Here is a 25,428-nt window from a genome sequence, read left to right as displayed (position 1 = left end):
GCAAGCTACCAAGCATCAGGAGAAGATGCAGATAATGATAATGATATTATCGATGGTGGAGCAAATAATGATACAATAGATTATAGTGGAAGTGAATTTGATAGTCATAAGATAAATGCGAACTTGTCAACAAATACAATCACAGCAGATGGAGCAGATAGTGATACTGTAACAAATGTAGAGAATATCATAGGAACAAACTATGATGATTCAGATATAAATACAATAGATGATATCATCATAGGAGATAATAAAGCCAATAGTATAAATGGAATGGCAGGAGATGATTCACTAGTAGGAAATGATAATGACGATATTATCCGAGGTGGAACAGGCTATGATACTATAGATGGTGGAGCAGATAATGATACATTATACGGAGATGCTGGAAATGATTTAATTCTTGGAGGAACAGGAGAAGATTCACTATATGGAAATGCAGATGATGATGTATTAGATGGTGGAGATAATGATGACTACTTAGATGGTGGAGCAGGGAATGATACACTTAAAGGTGGAGCAGGTTCAAACTCACTAGTAGGAAATGATGGAGTTGATACAGTTGATTATTCAGGTTCTAAGGCTGTAACTGTTGATTTATCTATTTTATCTTCACAAGATGTATTTGGTGATGGTACTCAAAATGATAAATTAAGTTCAATTGAGAATGTAACTGGTTCTACATCAACTGATGAAATAACGGGAAATATTAAAGGTAACTCATTATTTGGTGCAGATGGAGATGATTCTTTAAAATCAAGTGCAGGAGATGATATTCTTGATGGTGGAGCTCATAATGATACAGCTGATTACTCAAATCAAACTCAAAAGATCATACTTACAACAAGCACAAGTACAAATGAATATAGCGTAAGTAAAGGCTCAAACGGAACTGATAGTGTAAAAAATACTGAAACTATTATTGCTACAAACTTTGATGACACTATGACTGGTGACAGTCAAAAAGATATATTTATCTCAAGAGGTGGAGATGATACTTTAAGAGGTAATGCAGGTGATGATACTTTAAGTGGTGAAGCAGGTGAAGATACTTTATTTGGTGGAATAGGAGATGATGAGTTACTAGGTGGAGATGATAATGATAAGTTATCAGGTGATGCTGGTGATGATGTTATTGATGGTGGGGCTGGTAATGATATCATTACTGCAAACTTCCAAGCAAGTAATGAAGATCTTGATGATACTGTAAATGATACTATAGATGGTGGAGCAAATACTGATACTGTAGATTACAGTGGAAGTGATTTTGATGGTCATAAAATAAATGCAAATCTAACTACAGGTGATGTTACTGTTCAAGGTGGAGATAGTGATAGTCTAACAAATATTCAAAATATAAATGGTACTAATTACAATGACGGTGATAATAGTACTATTGAAGATGTAATTATTGGAAATATTTCAGATAACACTATAAATGGTCTTGCAGGTGATGACTCTATTGATGGAGCTGCTGGTGAGGATATTTTAAATGGTGGAGCAGGTTTTGATAAGTTATCAGGTGGAGCTGATAATGATGAGCTTTATGGAAATGCAGGAAATGATACACTTGATGGTGGAAGTGGTGATGATTATTTAGATGGTGGACTTGGTGATGATACTTTTATAGGTGGAGCAGGTTCTAACTCTTTAATAGGAGATGAAGGAGATGATACAGTTGATTACTCAGGTTCTAAAGCTGTAACAGTTGATTTATCAGATAACACAGCTCAAAATGTATTTGGTGATAACTCACAATTAGATACTTTAAACTCAATAGAAAATGTTATTGGTTCAAGCGAAGCTGATATTATTACAGGAAGTAATAAAGATAACTCATTATTTGGTGCAGATGAAAATGATATTTTAAAATCAAGTGCTGGAAATGATATTTTAAATGGTGGAAATGGAACTGAAAATACTGCTGATTACTCAAATCAAAGTTCATCTATAAATGTAAATTTAAATAATACCCAACAAGTTACAAAAACAGCAGGTGGAAGTGATACTTTAGAAAACATCCAAATCATCCAAGGAACAGATAGTGCTGATAACTTTATAGGCGATGGAGCTTCAAACACTTTAAAAGGTGGTGATGGTAATGATATTATTGAAGGTAGAGGCTCAAATGATAGTCTTTATGGAGAAAATGATGATGATACTATCACAGGTGGAGCTGGTGATGACTATATAAATGGTGGAGAAGGAAATGATACGGCAAGCTATTTAGATGCGACAGGTTCTGGGGTTACAGTTGATTTATCAGATACAAATGCTCAAAATGTAGGTGGTAACTTAGGTAGTGATACTTTAGTTAGTATTGAAAACTTAGAAGGTTCAAACTTTGCAGATAGTCTAATTGGTGATAACCAAGGAAACATTATCAAAGGAAAAGAAGGCGATGATAAAATCACAGGAAATGCAGGAGCTGATAATCTTTATGGAAATGAAGGAAATGACACATTTATTCAAACTATAGGAGATACTACAGGAGATGTTATAAATGGTGGTAGTAACACAGATGGTTCAAGAGGTAGTGATACAGTTGATTATAGTGCTTTAAGTGATGCAAATGGAATAAAAGTATCTTTAAACGATACAGGAGTAGCTGGGGTTACAGTAGCTAACTCTTCAAATGATCACCAATTATCAGATATTGAAAATATCATTGGTACATCAGGAACTGATACTATAGAGGGAGATAGTGCTGATAATATTTTAAATGCTAATAGTGGTACAAATGATACTTTATCTTTTGAAAATGCTTCAAGTTCTGTATATGTAAACTTAGGTTCAAGTATTTCAAGTGATATTACAGGTGATGGTACAGCTGATAATATCAATGCTACAACAGCAGTAGGAGCTACTACAGGAACAGATACTATTACAAATTTTGATGATGTAAAAGGTAGTGTAAACAGTGATACTATTGTAGGTGATAGTGGAGATAATACACTTGATGGTGGAGCAAATGATGATATTTTAGTTGGTGGTGAGGGTTCTGATAGCTTAATAGGTGGAACAGGAAATGACACGGTTTCTTATTCTCTTGATACAGGCTCTGTTGATGTTAGTTTAAGAAATGTAATTGGTACAGATGGTTATGGAAATACAGATAGATATAATTCTATTGAAAATGTAATTGGTTCTTCAAACAACGATACTATAGAAGGTAATGTAAGTGATAATATCTTAGATGGTGGGGCTGGAATTGACACTTTAACTTATAAAAATGCTCTTGCTGGTGTTACTGTAAACTTAGGTGTTGAAACAAATAATACAGGTAGTGATGGAACAGATACTATCAAAAACTTTGAGAACTTAGAGGGTTCTAATTTAGCAGATAATTTAACAGGAGATGCAAATACAAATACAATTTCAGGACTTAGTGGAGATGATGTAATTGATGGTGCAAATGGAAATGACTTCTTATATGGTGGTTTAGGAAATGACACTTTCACTGTAAAATTAGGCGATGGAAATGATATTATTGATGGTTATGTAGACTCACAAACAGATACAGATGATAGCTCAAATAAAGATAAAGTTGATTTTAGCTCTATTGGTGGAGCAAACTATGTAAATGTAGATTTATCAAATACAAGTACAGCAAATGCAATAGTTACTGATGGTATTACAGTAAATCAAAGTGATACTTTAAGAAATATAGAAAATATCAAAGGTACAGACAATGACGATATTTTAGTAGGAAACTCAGAGTCAAATATCCTTGATGGACAAGGAGGTGATGATGAAATTACAGGAAATGCAGGTGCTGATGAGCTTAAAGGTGGTGCAGGAAATGACACTTTTAAAGGTAGTGATTTTAAAGATGACATAATCAATGGTGGAAATACTGATGAAACAAGTGGTGATACAGTTGATTATAGTGCAGTAACTTCAGGAATTACTGTAAATTTAGAAGAAGATGGTTCAAATACAACTGTTCAAGTTGGAGTTGATACAACAAATCATACTATAGCAAACATTGAAAATATTACCGGTTCAAATAGTGCAGTTGATAATCTAACGGGAAATAGTTCTGTAAATACTATCTTAGGACTTGGTGGAAATGATACAATTGATGGTGCTGATGGTGATGATTTCTTAGATGGTGGTGCTGGAAATAATACAGTTTCTTTTACAAGTGTAAGTTCTGGTGTAAATGTAAATCTTTCAAGTAGTGATTATACTTATGATACACAAACGTTAAGTTCTAATAGTGCTATCTCAAAAGGAACTGATACAGACTCAAATGGTACAAATGATACAGATACAATCAATAGTTTTAAAAATCTTACAGGTTCTACTTTTGATGACATTTTAGTAGGAAACAGTGATATTAATACTATAAATGGTGGTAGTGGTACAGATATTATTGATGGACTTGCAGGAAATGATGTATTAAATGGTGAAGCTGGTAATGATAGCTTTATTATGGGTGCAAATGATGGTGAAGATAGTGTTGATGGAGGTAGTGGTAGTAGAGATATTATTGATTACTCTTCTCTTGCTTCAAATCAAGGAATAAATGTTTCATTAGATACAGATTCAAGTGTTACTGTAAGTATTGCAAATGGTGAAAATGACTCTATTAAAAATATTGAAAATGTTATTGGTGGAGCAGGTGATGATAATATAGTAGGTGATGGACTTAAAAATACTATTATTGGTAATGCAGGTGATGATACTATTGAAGGTGGAGCTTCTGCTGATACTATTGAAGGTGGAATTGGAGCTGATGACTTAAGAGGTGATAGTGGTAATGATATTATCAAAGGTGGAGCAGATAATGACTTCATTAGAGGTGGTGATAACAACGATATTCTTTATGGTGGAGATGAAACTCATGATGAAGATACTATTGAGTCAAACACAGGTGATGACACTATAAATGGTGAAGCAGGTGATGATACTATTTATGGAAGAGATGGAGATGATGAACTATCAGGTGGAGATGATGATGATACTCTTTATGGTGGAGTAGGAAGTGATCTTTTAAGTGGTGGTGATGGAAATGATACTATTGATGGAGGAGAAGGAGAAGAGACAAATGGTGGAGATACTATTAACTACTCTTCAAAATCTATTTTTGTAGATGTAAACTTAATGAATACAGATGCAAATGACTATGCAACAGCTTCACTTGGAACAGAGCAAGATAAACTTAAAAATATAGAAAATATCACAGGAACTATTGGTAATGATTATATTGGTGGAGATAATGACAAGAATATATTAAAAGGAAATATTGGAGATGATACACTAGTTGGTGCCAAAGGAAATGATACATTAATTGGTGGAGATGGTGACGATACTTTTAAAGCTGGACTTGATGAGAATGGAGATAAATCTTTAGAAAGTGGTGATGATGGAGTTGATTATTATGATGGAGAAGAAGGTCAAGAGGATAATAATGGAGATACATTAGATTACTCTGCTTTTGATAATACTCACAATATTAATGTAGATTTATCAATTACATCTGACACAGCAGGCTTTACAGATGTTACAACAGTTAGCGTAAACAATGGTTCAAATGACTATATCAAAAATATAGAAAACATCATAGGAAGTGCTGGTGCTGATATTATCAAAGGTGATTCAAGTGCTAATATCTTAGATGGTAGTGCAGGAAATGATACCTTATATGGTGCTCAAGGAAATGATACTCTAAATGGTGGTTCAGATATTGATACAGCTGATTATACAAGTGCAGCAAGTGCTGTAATAGTTGATATGACAAATACTGCTTCTGAGGTAACTCAAGATGGAGATGGTGGAGCAGATAATTTAATCTCTATAGAAAGAGTAATTGGGTCAGATTATCAAGATTCATTTGTAGGTGATGGAAATGACAATATTTTTGTTGGTGGAGATGAATATGATAAATTCTATGGTTCAGCAGGAAATGATACTTTTTATTCAGGAAGTGTAGTAAATGATATTCATAATGATTTAGGTGATTTTGGAAAAGTTGATTATTATAACGATGGAGCAGGTACAGTAGCAAAAGTATTTGTTGATTTAAGTAATACTTTTACAGATGCAAATGGTAATACTTATGCTCAAGCTTATAAATCGGACTCATTATTAAAGGATAATGACTATTCAACTTCAACTGATAGACTTTATGGCATTACAACTGCTACAGGTACTAATAGTCATGATAGTTTCTTAGGACATTCTGGTTCAGACTATATAAAAGCTTTAGATGGTGATGATTATATAGAAGCCAAAGATGGCGATGATATTTTATTAGGTGGTGATGGAAAAGATACTTTTGTTGCAACAAGTGCAACAGATGGTTCTGATGATATTGATGGTGGAGATGATATTGATACTATTGATTATAGTAATTTAACTTCAAATTCAATAGCAGTTACTTTATCTGGTTCTAACTCTACAACAGTAGATGTGAGTGGAAGTGGAAATGACGATACAATCTCTAAAATTGAAAATGTAATAGGAACACAATTAGGTGATTTAATATCTGGTGATGCTTCAAATAATACTTTAGAAGGTAGATCAGGAAACGACATTTTATCAGGTGGAGTTGGAAATGATAGACTTGATGGTGGAGGTGATATTGATACAGCTGATTATTCAAGCGCAAATGCAGGTATTACTGTAGATTTAGGTATTGATGGAACAGCTCAGGCAATTGGAGCAGATCAAGGAAGTGATACTTTAATTAATATAGAGAATGTTAAAGGTTCAACTCATGATGATTCTTTCAAAACAAATTATAATAAAGATAACTCTTTTGATGGTAATACAGGAAGTGATACAGTTGATTACAGTTTATTAGATGTTGATGACGCAACAGTTGATAAAGTTGTTGCTACAATGAGCGGAGCTACTGTTACAGGTAGTTCAGCTACTACACCTACAACAGCAAATGATAGCTTTACATCAATAGAAAATATTATAGCAAGTGATGGGAATGACACTTTAACAGGAGATATTAAGAATAATATTCTAAAAGGTGGAGCAGGTGATGATATTATTGATGGGGCTGGTGGAGATGATAACATTGATGGTGGACTTAATACAGTTGCAGGAGATACTGTAAATTATTCAAGTTCATTAGATGGTGTAAATGTTAATTTAGGTATTGATGGTGTGGCACAGTTTATTAGTGCAAGTGCAGGAACAGATACTTTAAATTCAATTGAGAATGTAATAGGTTCTCAACAAGCAGATACTTTTAAAGGTAACAATACTGTATCAAATACATTTAACGGTGGTATTACTGAACTTTCAAACCCAAATTCTGAGCATACAAATGATGAAAATGATAAAGTTGATTATTCTGACTCTACAAACACAATTGTTGCTGATCTAACAGCTGGAACTGTAGTAATTGGTGGAAGTGTTACAGATAACTTAATCAATATTGAGCATGTACAAGGAACTGATGGAAATGATACTTTCACAGGTAATGCTGATGATAACTCACTTATTGGTGGAGCAGGGAATGACAAATTCTTAATCACAAGTGTAAATAATGGCGATGATGTAATAGAAGGGGATACATCTGCTGGAAATGATGGTTTAAGAGATGAGATAGATTATAGTGCTATTTCTAACACTTACTATTTAGATGCAGATTTATCAAATAATTCATTAGTAATCAAGCAATCAAGTGATGATACCTCAGTTGATAGTGATATTGTAAGAAATATTGAAGATATAACGGGAACTGCTGGTGAAGATACTATAAGAGGTAATACTTCTAAAAATATTTTAAGTGGTGCAAATGGAACTGATACTATTTATGGTGAAGGTGATGATGACATAATAAATGGTGGAGATAATACAGATAATAGTACATCTTCAACTATTTATGAATACTTAGATGGAGGAGAAGGTGCTGATACTATTTATGGTGGAGCTGGAAATGACTCTATTATTGGTGGTTCAGATGATGGAAAAGATACTTTATTTGGTGAAGCTGGAAATGATATCATTCAAGGTGGTTCAGGAGTAGATAGTATTTATGGTGGAGCTGATGATGATAATATTAGAGGTGATGCTGGAGAAGATTTAATCTACGGTGGAAGTGGAGCTGATAGAATTTCAGGTGGAAGTGAAGCTGATATAATTCATGGTGGCGATACATTAAATAGTAGTAATGATGGTGATGATATTATCAATGGTGAAGATGGAGCTGATACTATTTATGGTGGATATGGAAATGACACTATAAGTGGAGGAGCTAATAATGATGAAATTTATGGTGGTATTTCAGGAAATACAGATTATGATAATGCAATTTATGGAGATAATGATACTGTAACTTATGAAAACGCTGCAAATGGAGTAACTGTTGATTTTGTAAATAATCAAGCCACAGGTGAAGGAACTGATACTTTATATGGAATTGAAAATGCAATAGGTTCTGCTTATGATGATACTTTTGTTTCAAAACTTGATGTTTCAAATAAATTTGATGGTAGTTCAGGAAATGAAACAAATGGAGATAGTATCTCTTATGAAAATGTAAATGTAGATACAAATGATGAAGCAAATGATAAAGTAATTGTAAATCTATCAGGTACACCAGATTCAGATGGATATTTCGCTGCACAGATTTATCAAGACGGAGTGCTTACTACAACTGACTATTTAAAAGATATTGAAAATATAACAGGTAGTGCAGGAAATGACACTTTAACAGGTGATAGCGATAGCAATACTCTAAAAGGTTTAGCAGGTGATGACTTATTAAGTGGAAAAGAATCTAATAACTACCTTGATGGTGGAACTGGTAGTGATACAGTAACTTATGAAGATAAATCAGTTTCAGTAAAAGTTGATTTTAAAAATAATGAAGCTTCAACATCTACTCAAATAGATACTTTAGTAAGTATTGAAAATGCCATTGGTGGAACAGCAAAAGATACTTTTATTATGAATGAAGATAATGTTGATAATATTATTGATGGTAAAGGAAGTGTTAATGACACAATATCTTATGTTAATTACACATCAAATGGTGTAAATGTAAACCTAAGTACAACACTTGCACAAACAGTAGTTGATAATGTAAGTGATGATGATATTGATACTATTTCAAATATAGAACATGTAATAGGAACTTCAAATGGTGATAAGTTTATAGGTTCATCTTTAGCTAACACAATAAAAGCTGGTGAAGGAAATGACACTATTATTGCGGGTGTTGATGTAGATAATGACGGAACAATTGATTCTTGGAGTGATGATGGAGCTGATTACTTTGATGGTGGAGCAGGTACACAAGATTGGATTGATTACTCTATAATTGAAAATGATGGTGGAAATAATGGTATTTCACTTACTTTAGATAGTGCAAATCCCGAAAATGTAACTGTAAAAGGTGGTTCAACTGATAGAATTTTAAATATCGAAAATATTAAAGGTACACAAGATGATGACTCAATTAAAGGGGATGTTCAAAACAACTCTTTAGTTGGAAATGATGGAAATGATATTTTAGAAGGTGAAGGTGGAACTGACAGACTTTATGGTGGAAATGACAACGATACCCTATTAGGTGGAGCAGGTGATGATACACTTATGGGAGAAGCAGGTGATGACTCATTAACAGGAAGCTTAGGAAGTGATAAAATCTATGGTGGTGATGACAACTCTGATAGTGGAGTTGATACAGTAGATTATACAAATGCCCTGGAAACTTTAACTATTGACTTAGATTTAGCTGCAACTGGTGGTTTAGCTGCTGATGGTTCTATTGAAGGAAAATCAGTAGGTTCTACAGGAGCACAAGGTCAAGGAATAGATGAACTTTATGGAATTGAAAATATTATAGGTTCAAACTTTGCAAAAGATACTATTTATGGAAATAGTTCTAAAAATGTTATTACAAGTCAAGCTGAAGATGATTATATTGAAGCTAGAGGTGGAAATGATACTGTAATTACAGGAAAAGGAAATGATACTATTGTTTCTACAAATGCAAATGATGGAGTTGATTATTATGATGGTGGAGATAAGAATGACACAGTTGATTACTCAGCTTTAGGTTCATCAAATGCAATTAGTATTGATTTAAGTACTAATGCAACTCATGATTTTGATGGACTTGGAGGAAATGACTCTTGGGAAGTAAGTGTAACAAATGGTGATAATGATATTATAAAAAATGTTGAAAACATCATAGGTGGAGCAGGTGATGATACTATTATTGCTAATAGTGCTGTAAATGAACTTCAAGGTGGAGCAGGAGCAGATACATTATCTGGTAATGAAGGTATTGACACTATTTATGGATTTAAAAAAGGACAAAGTGAGTCAAGTGTAGAGTATGATACTGTTACATACAGCTATTTAACTTCAAAATCAGCTGTTATTGATTTAAGTGCAGGTACAGCTATTATTGATGCAAATGATAGTGATACTTTAGTGAGCATTGAAAATGCTATTGGTGGAAGTCTTGCAGATAAAATCACAGGTAGTTCACAAATAAATAAACTTCAAGGTGCAGGAGGAGATGATACTTTTATAAGTTCTCTTCAAAATGACTTCCTTTATGGAGGAACTTTAGATAATGCTGGATTACATACAGATAGTCATACATCAGGAGATATGGCTGATTATAGTAATACTATAAATGATAATAATAGACTTATTGTTGATTTAACAACTACATCAAATGATGGAACAAATGATTATAGCAATGCTAATATTTTATTAAATACTAATGATTCAAATGTTTATACTGATAGATTATACGATATAGAAAATATTAAAGCTACAAATAATAATGATGAATTAACAGGAAATGCTTCAAACAATACATTTATTGGAAATGCTGGAAATGATACTCTACAAGGAAAAGCAGGAGCTGATAAACTTGAAGGTTCAAGTGGAGATGATTTATTTATTGTAGATGATAGTGATATAACAAATAGTGGTGATGAAATAATTGGTGGAGCTGATTTTGATACAGTTGATTATAGTGGTATTACAGGAAGTGGTGTAACAGTTGATTTAGAATCAGGTTCAACTGTAACAGTTGAAATAAATGGACAAACACATACTTTAAATGGAATTGAGCATTTAATAGGAACAAACCAAGTTGATACTCTAACAGGAGATGCAAATCTAAATAGAGTTCAAGGTATGGGTGGAAGTGATGAAATTTATGGTCAAGCAGGTTCTGACTTCTTATATGGTGGTGCTCAAGAAGAAAATAGTGCAGGTTCGGGTGATGATACTATTGATGGTAAAGCAGGAGATGACTTTATTAGAGGTGGTGATGGAGATGATAATCTAAGAGGTGGTACAGGAAAAGATACTATTTATGGTGAAGATGGTGTTGATGTAATACGTGGAGAATCAGAAGATGATATCATTTATGGTGGAGCAAATAATGATGATATAAACGGTGGTTTAGGTGCAGATACAATCTATGCTGGAACTGGTAATGATGTTATCTCATTTGAGCAAGCAGATAATAAAATTGATATAGTTTATGGTGGAGATGCAGCAGCAGATAGTGGGGTTGATACAGTTGATTATTCACAAGCTATTAAAGGAATGACTGTAAACTTAGCTAATGGTAATGCAAAAGGAACAGCAAGTAGTGCAGATCAAGGTAATGATGAATTATATGGAATTGAAAATATTTCAGGTTCAAACTTAGAAGCTGATAATATCACTGGAAATAATGTAACAAATACTTTAAGTGGTAATGGTGGAGCTGATATTATTTATGGTGAAGCAGGTGATGATACACTTTATGGTGGAGCTGATAATGACCAATTACATGGTGGAGCTGACAATGATAGTATTAATGCAGATGAAGGTGATGATATTATCTATGGAGATGAAGGTGATGATAGGTTACTAGGTAATGATGGTAATGATACTTTCATAGCTACTTCTGCAAGTGATGGAAGTGATTCTATTATTGGTGGAAATGACAGTGATACAGTTGACTATAGTGTAATTGGTGCAGGAAATGATATTGTTGCAAACTTAGCTGCTAGTGGAGATACTACTGTTACATTTACATCAGGAGATAGTGATACTATAAGAGGTATTGAAAATATTATAGGTGGTGATGGAGATGATACTTTTACAGGAAGTGCTTTACAAAATACTTTAAATGGTGCAAATGGTATAGATGAGGTTCGATATGATTATGACAATGGTGTAGGTATTAGTGTAGATTTAGAAAACAACATGGCAACCGAAGCAGGTGGTATTGTTGATACTTTAACTTCTATTGAAAATATTTTAGGTTCAAGTTATGATGATAATTTTGTAACAGCAACAGGAGTTTCAAATGTAATTGATGGTGGAACTACAAATACAAATGAAACAAATGGTGATACTATTGATTATAGTTCAAGAAATAATGCCATAAATGTAACATTAAATGGATCAACATTAGCAACAGTAGATATAAGTGGCGATTCAAATGATCAAATTAGAAATATTGAAAATGTTACAGGAAGTTCAAGAAATGACTCAATTACTGGGGACTCTTTAGATAATACATTACTTGGAAGTCAAGGAGATGATGAATTATTAGGAGCTGGTGGAAATGACTACATAGATGGTGGAGCAGATGATGATATTATCACAGGTGGAGCTGGTGCTGATAAAATGTTTGGTTCATCAGGAAATGATTTATTTAAGGGTGATGATTTTACAAGTGATACTATTGATGGAGGAAATGAAGATGATTCATCAAGAGGAAGTGATACAGTTGATTATAGTAATTTAAATACATCAGGTATGACTACAGGTATTGATGTAACATTAAATAACTCAACTATAGCAAATGTAACAGTTAACTCAAATGCAAATAATCATACTTTAGTAAATATTGAAAATATATATGGTACTTCTTTAGCTGATAATATAATAGGTGATGAAGATGCAAATAGTTTATTAGGTAATAATGGGACTGATTATATAGATGGTGCTGGTGGAAATGACTATATAGAAGGTGGGGCAAATACTACTGGTACAGAAACATTAATAGGTGGAATTGGATTAGATACTATTTATGGTGGAGAAGGTGTTGATCATATCTTAGGTGGAAATGATGATGATAAACTTTATGGTGATGAACAAAATGATACTTTAGATGGTGGATCTGGTGATGATAGAATCGAAGGTGGTTCAGGTGATGATACTTTAATAGGTGGAGCTGGAAATGATAATTTAGTTGGAGGTACTACAGGTGAGACTATAGGAGATACAGCTGATTATAGTAATGAAAGCTCAACAGTTCAAGCAAATATTTCAAGTTCTTTTGCTATTGGTACATCTATAGGAACAGATATCTTTAATTCAATAGAAAACATTACAGGAACAAATTTAGGTGGTGTTGGTGATGATATTACAGGGGATAATGGAAATAATATCTTAAAAGGTTTAGCAGGAGATGATACAATCTCTGAAATGGGTGGAGATGATACTATTGAAGGTGGAGCTGGAAATGATTATATCACAGCAGGTGCTGGTGATGATATTATTGATGGAGATGATACAGACTCTGGAACTACTAATGGTACTTCTGATACTTTAAATTACAATGCTATTTCAATAAATGATGATACAGGTGATACTAGAGATGTAGATGGCGCTGGTATTGATACGACAGGTGTTGATGCATATTTAGGTATAGAAGTTGATTTATCTAATACAAATGCTCAAAGAATTCATAATGAGTATGGAACTGATACTATTACAAATATTGAAAATGTAATTGGTTCAAATAAAGGTGATTATATTTCTGGAAATAATTCTAATAATACATTAGAAGGAAGATCAGGAAATGACTATCTTGTAGGTCTTGATGGAGCTGATAAACTTATTGGTGGAAGTGGAGTTGATACAGTTGACTTTACAGCAGGTTCTCAAAAAGTTATAGTAAATATGAATACTCCTCAAACAGATGGAAGTAGTGATACATATAGAGTGCAAAATGATGGCTTTGGAAATAAAGAGTTCTTAGATGGTGTTGAAAATATTATCACAGGTGCTGGTGATGATACTATTTATGGAGATGCTTTATCAAATACTATTATTACAGGAGCAGGAAATGATACTATTAGAGGTGGAGCTGATGCAGATGTAATTGATGGTGGAGATAATGAAGATACAGCTGACTTCTCTGATTTAGCTTATGGAGTAACTGTTGATTTAGATACAGATAATAATATTGTAAATGGAGCTGAGGGTACTGCTTTATCAAATGGTAAAACAGATACTCTTAAAAATATTGAAAATGTAATTGGTACAAGTAGAGTTGATAATATCACAGGTGATGAAAACAATAATACACTTTTTGGTGGTGAAGACAATGATACATTTAGAGGTTTACAAGGAGTTGATTATATAGATGGTGGTGAAGGAACTGCTGATACAATTAACTTTAGTGATGGTACACAAGGTATTAATATTAACCTTAGTACTACACAAAATATAAATGACAACACTACATATAGAGTTCAAGATGATGGTTTTGGGAATAAAGAGTTTGTTGATGGTATTGAAAATATTATAGGAACTAATTCAAAAGATATTATTACAGGTGATGATAATAACAACTTACTAGATGGTGGTTCTGATGATGATACTATCTCAGGTGGAGATGGAAAAGATATTTTAGTAGGTCAAACAGGTGCTGATACATTTAAAGGTGGAGCAGGTGATGATATTATTTATGGTAATGACTCATTAGTTTCAAGTTCGGATTCTAGTAGAGATGTTGTTGACTATACAAGTGCTTCAAACTCAATTTTATTAAATCTTTCTTCATCAGATAGTAATATTGAGCTTTCAAGAGAAACTTCAACTACTCTAGGAACGCAAACAGCTGTTGGTGAAGGTACTGATAGATTATATGATATTCAAGATGTAATAGGTTCAAATCTTGCTGATACTATAGTTGGAGATGAAAATACTAACTCACTTTTAGGTCAAGGTGGAAATGATTTACTAATTGGTTCAGGTGGAGCTGATGTATTAATAGGTGGAAACGACAATGATACTATTTTAGGAGGCTTAGATTCTGATGTTATTTATGGTGGTTCATTAAGTGGAACTACACATACAGATGATGGAACTGATACAGTTGATTATAGTTATATCACAAGTACAACTGCTATAAATGCTGATTTATCATTGGATGATGGAAATAATGATACAAATAATGAGCAAGAAATCAAAGAAGTTGGAAATGCTACAAATGCTGATAGTGTTGAAGGTATTGAAAATATTGTTGCTACAAAAAATGATGATACTTTAAAAGGTAGTGATGATTACAATGAAGTAAATGTACTTGATGGTTATAAAGGAAATGACTCATTTATTGCTTCAAAAGGTGTAGATGAGTTTATAGGTGGAGAGGGTATTGATACTTTAGACTTTAGTAAGATTGATACAAATGCTTCAACTGGTACAACTGATGATGATGGAAATGCTGTAATTGTTGATTTAGGTTTAGGACAAGTTACTGATGATGGATATAGAAATGCAGGAACAGCTGTAGTTGATATAGTCTCAGATATAGAAGTAGTTATTGGTACTAATGGTGATGATGAGTTAATAGGAAGTAGTGAAGCAAATACTTTAATAGGTGGAAGTGGTAAAGATACTATAAGAGGTGCTGATGGTGCTGATTTACTTGAAGGTGGAGATAATAATGATAGTTTATATGGTGGTTCTCAAAAAGATACACTTTTAGGAGAAGATGGAAATGATGTTCTACAAGGTGGAACAGGAAATGACTCTATTTATGGTGGAGCAGGAAATGATGAAATAGAAAAACTTCAAGGTGATGGAGATGATACTATTGATGCAGGAAGTGGAGATGATATCATTTATTCAGGTGAAGGAGATGACTCTATTACAGGTGGCGCTGATATAGATACTTTAACTTATGAACAAGTTACAGCAAATGGTATTACAGTAAATCTTGGAAGTGGAGTTTCTAATGACTTTGGTACTATCGTAAACGGAGCTAATACAGATACTTTAGGTGATCATATAGAAATCATCAAAGGTTCTACAAATGCAGATGTTATTTTAGGATATAACGGAACTGATCAGGGAAGTGATTATAATGACACTTTATATGGAAATGGTTCAGGAGATAGTATTTATGGTGGTATTGGAGATGATACCTTATTTGGTGGAAATGGAATAGATACACTAAGAGGTCAAGCTGGTAATGATAGTATTGATGGTGGAGCAGGAGCTGATACAATTGATTTTGCTGATGCAAATACAGGAGTAAAAGTATTCTTAGATAGTACAGATGAAGATAACAATTCTGTAACTCATGAAGTAATGGAAGATGGTTTTGGAACAAAAGATCAAGTTACTGATGTTGAAAAAGTAATAGGTTCAAGTTACGCTGATACTATTAAAGGTGATGCAAATACTAATACTATTAAATCTGGACTTGGTGATGATACTATTATAGCTACATTAGGTTCTGACGAAATTGATGGTGGTGGTAATACAACTGGTGTAGGTGGTGGAGACTGGCTTAGTTTCCAAGCTTTAGGAACAGCAGTTGATGCAGCTATGCAAAATGGAACTATCACAGGTGGTTTAGGTACTACAAATATTACAGAAATTGAAAATTTATATGGAACTACTCTAAATGACGCTTTAACAGGTGATGCAAATAATAACTCACTTGATGGAAATAGCGGTGATGATGTAATAGATGGAGGAGCAGGATCTGACCATTTACTTGGAAATACAGGAAATGATACTTTAATAGGTGGAGATGGAATTGACACTTATGATGGGGGAGATGATAATGATACTATTAGCTTCTATAATGTAGGGGCTTCTGTAGATGTTGACTTATCAAGTTCAACTGTAAATGATGATGGATTTGGAAATACTGAATCAGGTGCTATTACTGATATTGAAAATATTGTAGGTACATTAAACCATGATGATAATTTAACAGGTGATAATCAAAACAATACTATTTATGGTTATGGTGGAAATGATACTATAAATGGACAAGGTGGTTTCGATACTATTTATGGTGGAACTGGAACAGATAGAATTTATTCAGGTACTGATACAGATGATAGTAGTGAAGATGTAGTATTTGGACAAGAAGGTGTTGATACTATTACAGGAAGTTTTGATAAAGCTGTTTTGTTTGGTGATATTGCAGGTGGAAGTGATGTGGAGGAAGATTGGATTAATTATTCTACTTCATCAAGTGCTATTACTGTTGATTTAAGTGGAAATGTTGCTAATTCAACTTATGTATTAGATAGTGCAAATGATACTTTAGATGGAACATATACAAAAGTTATAAACAATGATACTCCTACAGATTTTGATTTAATCTCACAAATCGAAAATATTATCGGTACAGATCACGCAGATATTTTAGGTGGAAAAAATGGTGAAGACAATTCTATTTTAGCAGGTGAAGGGGATGATACTATTTTCCATTCTAGTTCTATAGGAAATAACTATGTAGATGGAGAAGAAGGAAGTGACTGGTTAAGCTTAGAATATTATATAGTAAATGTTGATTTAAACTCAGGTTCAAATGGTATTTATAATATTGAAAATATTTTAGATAAACAAACAGGTTCTAATAGAACTGTGAGGGGATCAACAGTTGATAATACATTTATCATGTATGATGGTAATGACCATGTTTTAGGTAGACAAGGTGATGATGTTTATGATTTAGGAACAGGAGATGATAGAGCATCAGCTAATTATGGAAATGATACTTTAATTGGTGGTGATGGTACAGATAGACTTGATTATAGAAATCATTTTGATTCAACACAAGGGGCAAAAATAATCTTACAAAATGCTAATATTGATACAAATAATGATAATGTTGGTGATTTAAGTGTAACTTCATCTACAACAACTTTAACATTAGAAGGTTTAAATACTTTAGCCAATGGAGATTATACATTCTATCAAATTACAGATGGAAGAGGTTTTACTGATTATATTTATCAAAAAAATGATTTAACATCAGACTTTGAAGAATTTTATTTGTCTACTAGAGCAGATACAATGGTTGGTGATGAAGCTGCTAACTATGTTGAGGCTTATGAAGGAAATGATATTGTTCTTGGTATGGGTGGAGATGATAGAATTGATGGACATAATGGAGCTGACTTAATTTATGGTGGAGAAGGTGCTGACACACTTAATGGAGAATCAGATAATGATACTATTTATGGAGAAAATGGTGATGACAATATAAATGGTGGTTCATCTAATGATTATCTTAATGGTGGTGCTGATAATGATAATATCCGTGGTGGCTCAGGTAATGATATTATTTATACAGGAACAGGAAATGATGATGTAAATGGTGATTCTGGTCTTGATACTATTTATAATGAAGATGGAGCTGATGTAATAGATGGTGGTACTGAAATAGATGATTTATTCTATGTTGGTGGAACACAAGGTGTAGTTGTAGATTTAGATGGAACAACTAATGCCTCAACTGATTCTTATGGAAATACAGAAACTATAAGAAATATTGAAAATGTTACAGGTACAGCATTTAATGATACATTTAGAGGTAATGATTCTGAAAATACTTTAATTGGTGGAGATTTAGATGATACTTTCTATATCTCAATAGGTGATGATAAAATTCAAGGTGATAGTGGAAGTGAAGATTTAATTGACTTCTCTGAAATTACAATTGATGGAACAGCCAATGATAGTGTAATTGATAATAATATTGATTTAGAAGAGCAAGATAATGCTGTATTCAGCGTAGGGGGAACACAATATAATCAATCATTATTAGGTATTGAAAATGTAAATGGTAGTGATAAAGATGATAGAATCATAGGAACTAAAACTTTAGATACTGATAATACAATCAATGGATTATCAGGTAATGACTCTATAGAAGGCTTAGCAGGAAATGATTATCTTTTAGGTGGAGATGGTAATGATACTATTGAAGGTGGATTAGGTGATGATATTATGTTTGGTGGTGATGATACTACTGATACAAGCTTAGATGACTGGGTTGTTTATGATAGTTCATTAACAGGTGTAAAAGTAAATATTGATTCAACATCAGCTCATGATGGAATAGCTGCTAATACATCAACGGGTGAAGGAAATGATACTTTAAGTGGTTTTGAAAATGTTATAGGTTCTACAAGTCAAGATACTATCTATGGTTCAGATGGAGAAAATGAGATAAAAGGAAATTCAGGTTCTGATAGTCTTTATGGACTAGATGGAAATGACACTATTTATGGTGATGCTGATAATGATTATATCGATGGTGGTATTGGAAATGATGAGTTATATGGTGGAACTGGAGATGATTCATTTATTACAACTGCTGGAAATGATGTAATAGATGGTGGTAGTGATAGTGATACAGTTGATTATAGTTCTGTAAATGCTTCTTTAAATGTTACATTAGGAGCAAGTGGAGATGCAACTGTAAATATTGATGGAACTGATACTTTAACAGAAATTGAAAACCTAAGAGGTTCAAATACTCAAGGAGATTCAATACAAGGTAATAGTGAGAACAACACTTTAGAAGGACTTGGAGGAGATGATACTCTAAGAGGTGAAGCAGGAAATGATGACCTTCAAGGTGGAGCTGGAAATGATAGAATCTTTGCTGGAAGTGGAATTGATAATATAGATGGTGGAAATGATACAACAGGTGACTGGTTAGATTATAGTGATACATCAAATAATATCACAGTTAGTTTACATAATAAAACTGCAACAGGTGATGGAGATGATACTATTGATAATATTGAACATCTTCAAATGGGAAGTGGTGATGATAATGTAGAAGGTGATATTTATAATAATAGCTTAATTGGTGGAGCAGGAAATGACACACTTAATTTTACTAATGCTTCAAATTCAATTACTATAAATGTGACTGATAATGATGGTACATCAACTGGTTTTGGTACAGACACATTTACAAGTTTTGAAAACTTTGTAGGTTCAGCTCAAAGTGATACTTTAAATACAGCAGCTATTGATAATATTACTTTCAATGGTGCTGGAAATACTGATACTATTAATTATAATATTACAGATAATACAGATTTAACAGTAACTATTGATGGAACTAATCCTATAACTGTAAGTGATACAACAAATACAGATACACTTACAAGTGTTGAGGTTATCAAAACTGGAAATGGTGATGATACATATAACTATACAGGCTCTCCAAATATAGATACTCTTGATGCAGGAGCTGGTACAGATAGTTTATCTCTATCAGGTAGTGTAGATTTAAGTGGTGTTACACTACTTAATTTTGAAGACATTTCAGTTGAAGATGGTAACACAGCAACAATAAGTGCAACAAACTTAGATGATGAAACACTTACAATAAATACAAATAATACTGGTGTTCTAAATATCATTGCTACAGATACTCCAGCTGATCATGATTTTGATGCAATTACTAAAGTAGGAAATGGAACTATAAATCTAATAGTAAATCAAAGTGTTGATTTAACAGGACATGATATAAATGGAGTGAACAATATCATAGATGGTATTGAAGTTACAAGCGGAGTTGTAACACTAAGTGAAACACAAGTTACAAGTGGAACAGTTGTAGTAAGTGGAGCAGGAAGTGCAGTTGTTGAGGTAAATTCAGATACATCTACAGACTTTACATCTATTTTAGCTTTAGATAATAATACAAATGAAACAATAAAGTTTACAGGAAACTCTACATTTACAGGGAATTTTGCTGATTCAAATATAGATATTAATTCAGGTGTTACAGTAGTAACAAATGGCGATAAACTAGATGGTAAAACAACTACAATTAGTGGTGCTGGAAACATGACAGTAAATGCCTCTGGTACAGTAGATTTAAGTTCAATCACAAATAGTATTACAGGTAACTTTACAATCAATGATTCAGCTCTTGATGATAATATTACAGCTACAACTTCTGATGATATTATCAATGTAACAGGCGCAGGTAGTGATATAATAAATGCACTAGGTGGTAATGATACTATTACAATTAACCATGCTGTTACAAGTATTGATGGGGGAGCAAATAATGATACATTAGTTGTTGCTTCAAGTTTAGGAACTATAGATATGAGTTCACAAACTATTAATGCTATTGAAACATTAACTGTAAATAGTGGTTCACGACTAGTAATCACTGATGAGCAAGCAGTTTCATTTACAACAATAAATGGTTCAGGTGAAGTTGAAGTATTAATTGATGGTAACTCAAGTACTGATTTAACACATCTTAATTCAAGTACAAAAGTAGTAACAGTTACAGCAAATAGTGATTTTACAGGAACATTCGCAAGTGGAACAGTTATTCAAGTTGATGATGGAGCTACTTTAAGTGCAGACTATTCAAAATTAACAGGCTTTACTATAAATGAAACTGGAACTACAGGTGAAGTTGAAATAGAAATAACAGCAGCAAATTCAAATGCAGATTTATCAACTATAAATGGAACAGCAGGTCAAAAAGCAACAATAACTGAAAATCAAACTTTTACAGGTAATTTAAATTCAGTTGTAACTACAATTAATGCCGTTTCAGTAATAGCAGCAGCTGATATTGTAACTGGACAAGAAATAAACCAAATAAATAGTGGTACTTTAAATGTTACATTAATAGACGTAGCAGGTCAAAATAATGCAGATTTAACAACAATAGCTGGTAATGCTTTATCAACTGTAACTGTAAATGAATCTTTAACATTTACAGGTACTTTAGATGATACAGTAGCAACTACTGTAAATACAGGAGTTACTCTAACAGTTTCTGATGCTATTATGGGTACAAAAACTATTGATGGTTCAGGTAATGCAATAATTACTATGACAAGTGGAAGTAATAATACAGATTTAACAAACTTAAATGTTAGTGGAAGTGAAACAGCAAGGTTTAGTGGAAATACAAACTTTACAGGTGGTACACTTTCAGACACAGATACTATTGAAGTTGTTTCAGGAACATTGATTTTAGATGGTAGTCAATTAAGTAATCAAACTATTACAGGAGCTGGAAATATCACAGTTAATGCAAGTGGTGTTACAGATTTAAGTTCTATTACAAATAACTTAACAGGTACTTTAACAATAAATGACTCATCTAATACAGATACTATTACAGGTACAAATGCAGCAGAAACAGTTAATCTAAATGCAGGTGGAAGTGATAGTGTAGATACAGCAGATGGTAATGATACTATTAATTTAGCTCAAAACGTTACATCGATTAATGGTGGTGCTGGAAATAGCGATACTTTAAATGTAACTACTACAGCTACAATAGGTTCTTTATCAAATGTAGAGATTTTAGATATTCAAGCGACAAATGATTTAAGTGCTTATGATTTAAGTGATGTAAATAGTTTAGATGTAAATAATAACAATGGTTCTTCTTCTATTACAGCAACAATGACGCTAGCTCAATACAATGCTTTAGGAAGTTCAAATATTACAAAAGGAAGTGATGATAATATTGCTTTAACTAATGTAAATGGAAATATCACATCAAATGATTTAAGTGATGCTACGAGTATTTCATTAAGTGCAGATACAACTATGACAGTAAATCAAGTAAACCAATTTAACGGAAATATCACTAAAAATGGTTTTGAAATTACTGTTTTAGATACAGCAAGTAATATTGAAGGAAATATAATTTCATTATTAGCAAGTGGTGTTGATACAGTAGATGCAAGTGATACAAACTTAGATGTAACAGTAGCAGAAGCTACATCAGTTATGAAATTTACAACTGGTGATAATATCACTCTAAGTGATACAAATGCTAATTTTGTAGGAGTTGATTTCGTAGCATTAAAAGCAAAAGGAATTGATAGGGTTGATGAATCAACAGGAAATAGTATTACTGTTGATGTATCACAAGCTTTATCAAATATCACATTTGTAGATACAACAGTGATAGTAAGTGATACACAAACAGCAATACAAAATGCAGACTTTGTAGTACTAAAAACAGCAGGTGTAGATATAGTAGATTCAAATAATAATATATTAAATATAAATACAACACAAGCAACAGCAGGAATTGATTTTGTAACAGGTGATGCAGTAACAGTAGTAGATACAGCAAATAACATAGTTACAAGTATAGGTTCTTATGGAGCAAACGTAGATGAATTAAATGCAAGCGATACAAATGTAAGTTTAAGTGTAGCCCAAGCAAATACATTAAATACAAATAATACAAAATTTGTAGCAGGAAATAACGTAACAGTAGTAGATACACAAGCAAACATAAATGGTGCAAACTTTACAACACTTCAAAATATAGGAGTTGATTCAGTTGATGTTTCAGGTGTTGATGCTATTACTGTAAATACAGCACAAGCTTTATCGGGAATAAATTTTGTAGACTCTACAGTGACACTTAGTGATACACAAGTAGCTATAGAAGCTGCTAACTTTACAAATTTAGCAAATGCAGGTGTTGATATAATAAACTCAACAAACACTACTTTAAATGTAAGTGTGTCTCAAGCAACAACTGCTGGTATTTCTTTTACTGCTTCAAATGAAGTGACACTTAGTGATACACAAGGGAATATTACAGGAGTAGATTTTGCTTCATTAGTTTCTAAAAATGTAGATAAAGTAGATGTAAGTGGTTCTTCAACTATTACAATAAATGCAACTCAAGCACTTGCAGGTTTAGAGTTTGTAGATACAACAGTAATAGTGAGTGATACAAAAGCAACTTTAGAAGCTTCAAACTTTACAAGTTTTGTAAGTGCTGGTATTACAACTGTAAATTCAACTGATAATAACTTAGATATTTCATATTCTCAAGCTACATCAGGTTTAGACTTTACATCAGGGAATACTGTAACTTTAGTTGATACAGCAGCTGTATTAAATAGTGCTGATTATTCTTCTCTTGGAGCAAATATAGATTCTATTAATTCATCTAATAACACAGTTAGTTTAACAACTGCACAAGCAAGTGATATTAATACTTATGGAATTAGTTTTGATGGAAGTGATACTGTAACTGTAAATGATAGTGCAACAAATATTCAAAGTGCAAACTTTACTAATCTTTCAAATTTAAGTACAAACGATGTAGTTATTGATTCAAATACAGGAAGCTTAAATGTTAATGTTGCTCAAGCAACAACAGCAGGTATTGCCTTTACTAGTTCAAATAATGTAACATTAATCGATTCTGTTTCAAATTTAAGTTCGGCTAATTATTCAGCATTAAATACAGATATAGATAGTATCAATGCAAGTGGTACCGGAACAATTACACTAGATAAAACACAAGTTACAGATGTTAAAACTTATGGAATATCTTTTGATTCAGGTGATAATGTTACATTTAATGATACAGGTGCAAATATAGGAAGTGTAACATTCCAAGATATGGTTGATATTGGAGTTGATACAGTAGATGCAATTGATAATGTATTAACTGTAAGTGTTGATGATACAACAAAAGGTATTTCATTTACAGCAGGAGATACAGTAACATTATCTGATGCACAAGGCACTATTGAGGGAGCTGATTTAAGTGCTTTATATGCACAAGGTGTTGATGTAGTTGATTCTACTTCAAACTCTTTAAGTGTAAGTGTTGCAGAAGCAAATTCAGGTATTTCATTCCATGCTAGTGATTCTGTAGATGTAACAGGGACAGCTGGAAGTGATACTATGAACTTAGGAACTTATGATTATAATAGTATTAATTTAGCTGGTGGAAGTGATAATATAAATATTGATATTGATGATTTAACAAGTGCTGATAATATTAACTTTGGAGCAGGAGATAGTGATACTTTAACATTTAATGATTCAGGAACAATAACTGATTTAGATTTCACAAATATTTCAAATCTTGATAGAGTAGATTTTGCTAATGGAGCTGATACAGTTAGTTTAGGAAGTGAAACAGCACAAGCTATTGAGGGAACTTCTGATATTATTGATGGAAATGGTGGAAATGATGACTTTTCACTTGACTTTAGTAATTTAGACTCATTCTCTATTGATGGTGGTGCAGATACTGATGAAGTTAACTTAACAGGTAATACTGGAACAGATATATCAAGTGATACTTTATTAGGGGATAATAATGACTTTAGTAATATTGAAGCTTTAGATATTTCTAGCTTAACTTTAAATACAACAGGAACAAATGTAGAGTTTGAATTAACAGATGATCTTATCAAGTCTTGGACAGATGCAAGTAATAATTTAACTTTAAAATTAAATAATGCCCAAGCAGATAAAATCAAATTTACAGCAGTTGGTGCAGATAATACTCCTGGTACAGGAGATGATATAGTTTATGATGGAAATGCAAATACAGTAACTGATAATCAAACGTATGATTTAGGTGATACAACTTTAACAATTGATTTAATAGATGTGTAA

Annotated in this window: 1 protein-coding gene; it reads left to right on the top strand. The window is 32.6% G+C overall.

Annotation, left to right across the window (positions count from 1 at the left end; all coding sequences use genetic code 11):
• Positions 1–123 precede the first annotated feature (123 nt).
• On the top strand, positions 124–25,428 hold the full coding sequence (locus tag ACH5BH_RS03050) for a beta strand repeat-containing protein (protein ID WP_423297405.1): 25,305 nt from the start codon (positions 124–126) through the stop codon (positions 25,426–25,428).

It is taken from the genome of Arcobacter rhizosphaerae, assembly GCF_049472155.1.
GTDB lineage: Bacteria > Campylobacterota > Campylobacteria > Campylobacterales > Arcobacteraceae > Arcobacter_B.
The sequence above is the reverse complement of the archived record's forward strand: the minus strand, read 5'-3'. Positions and strand labels throughout refer to the sequence as shown.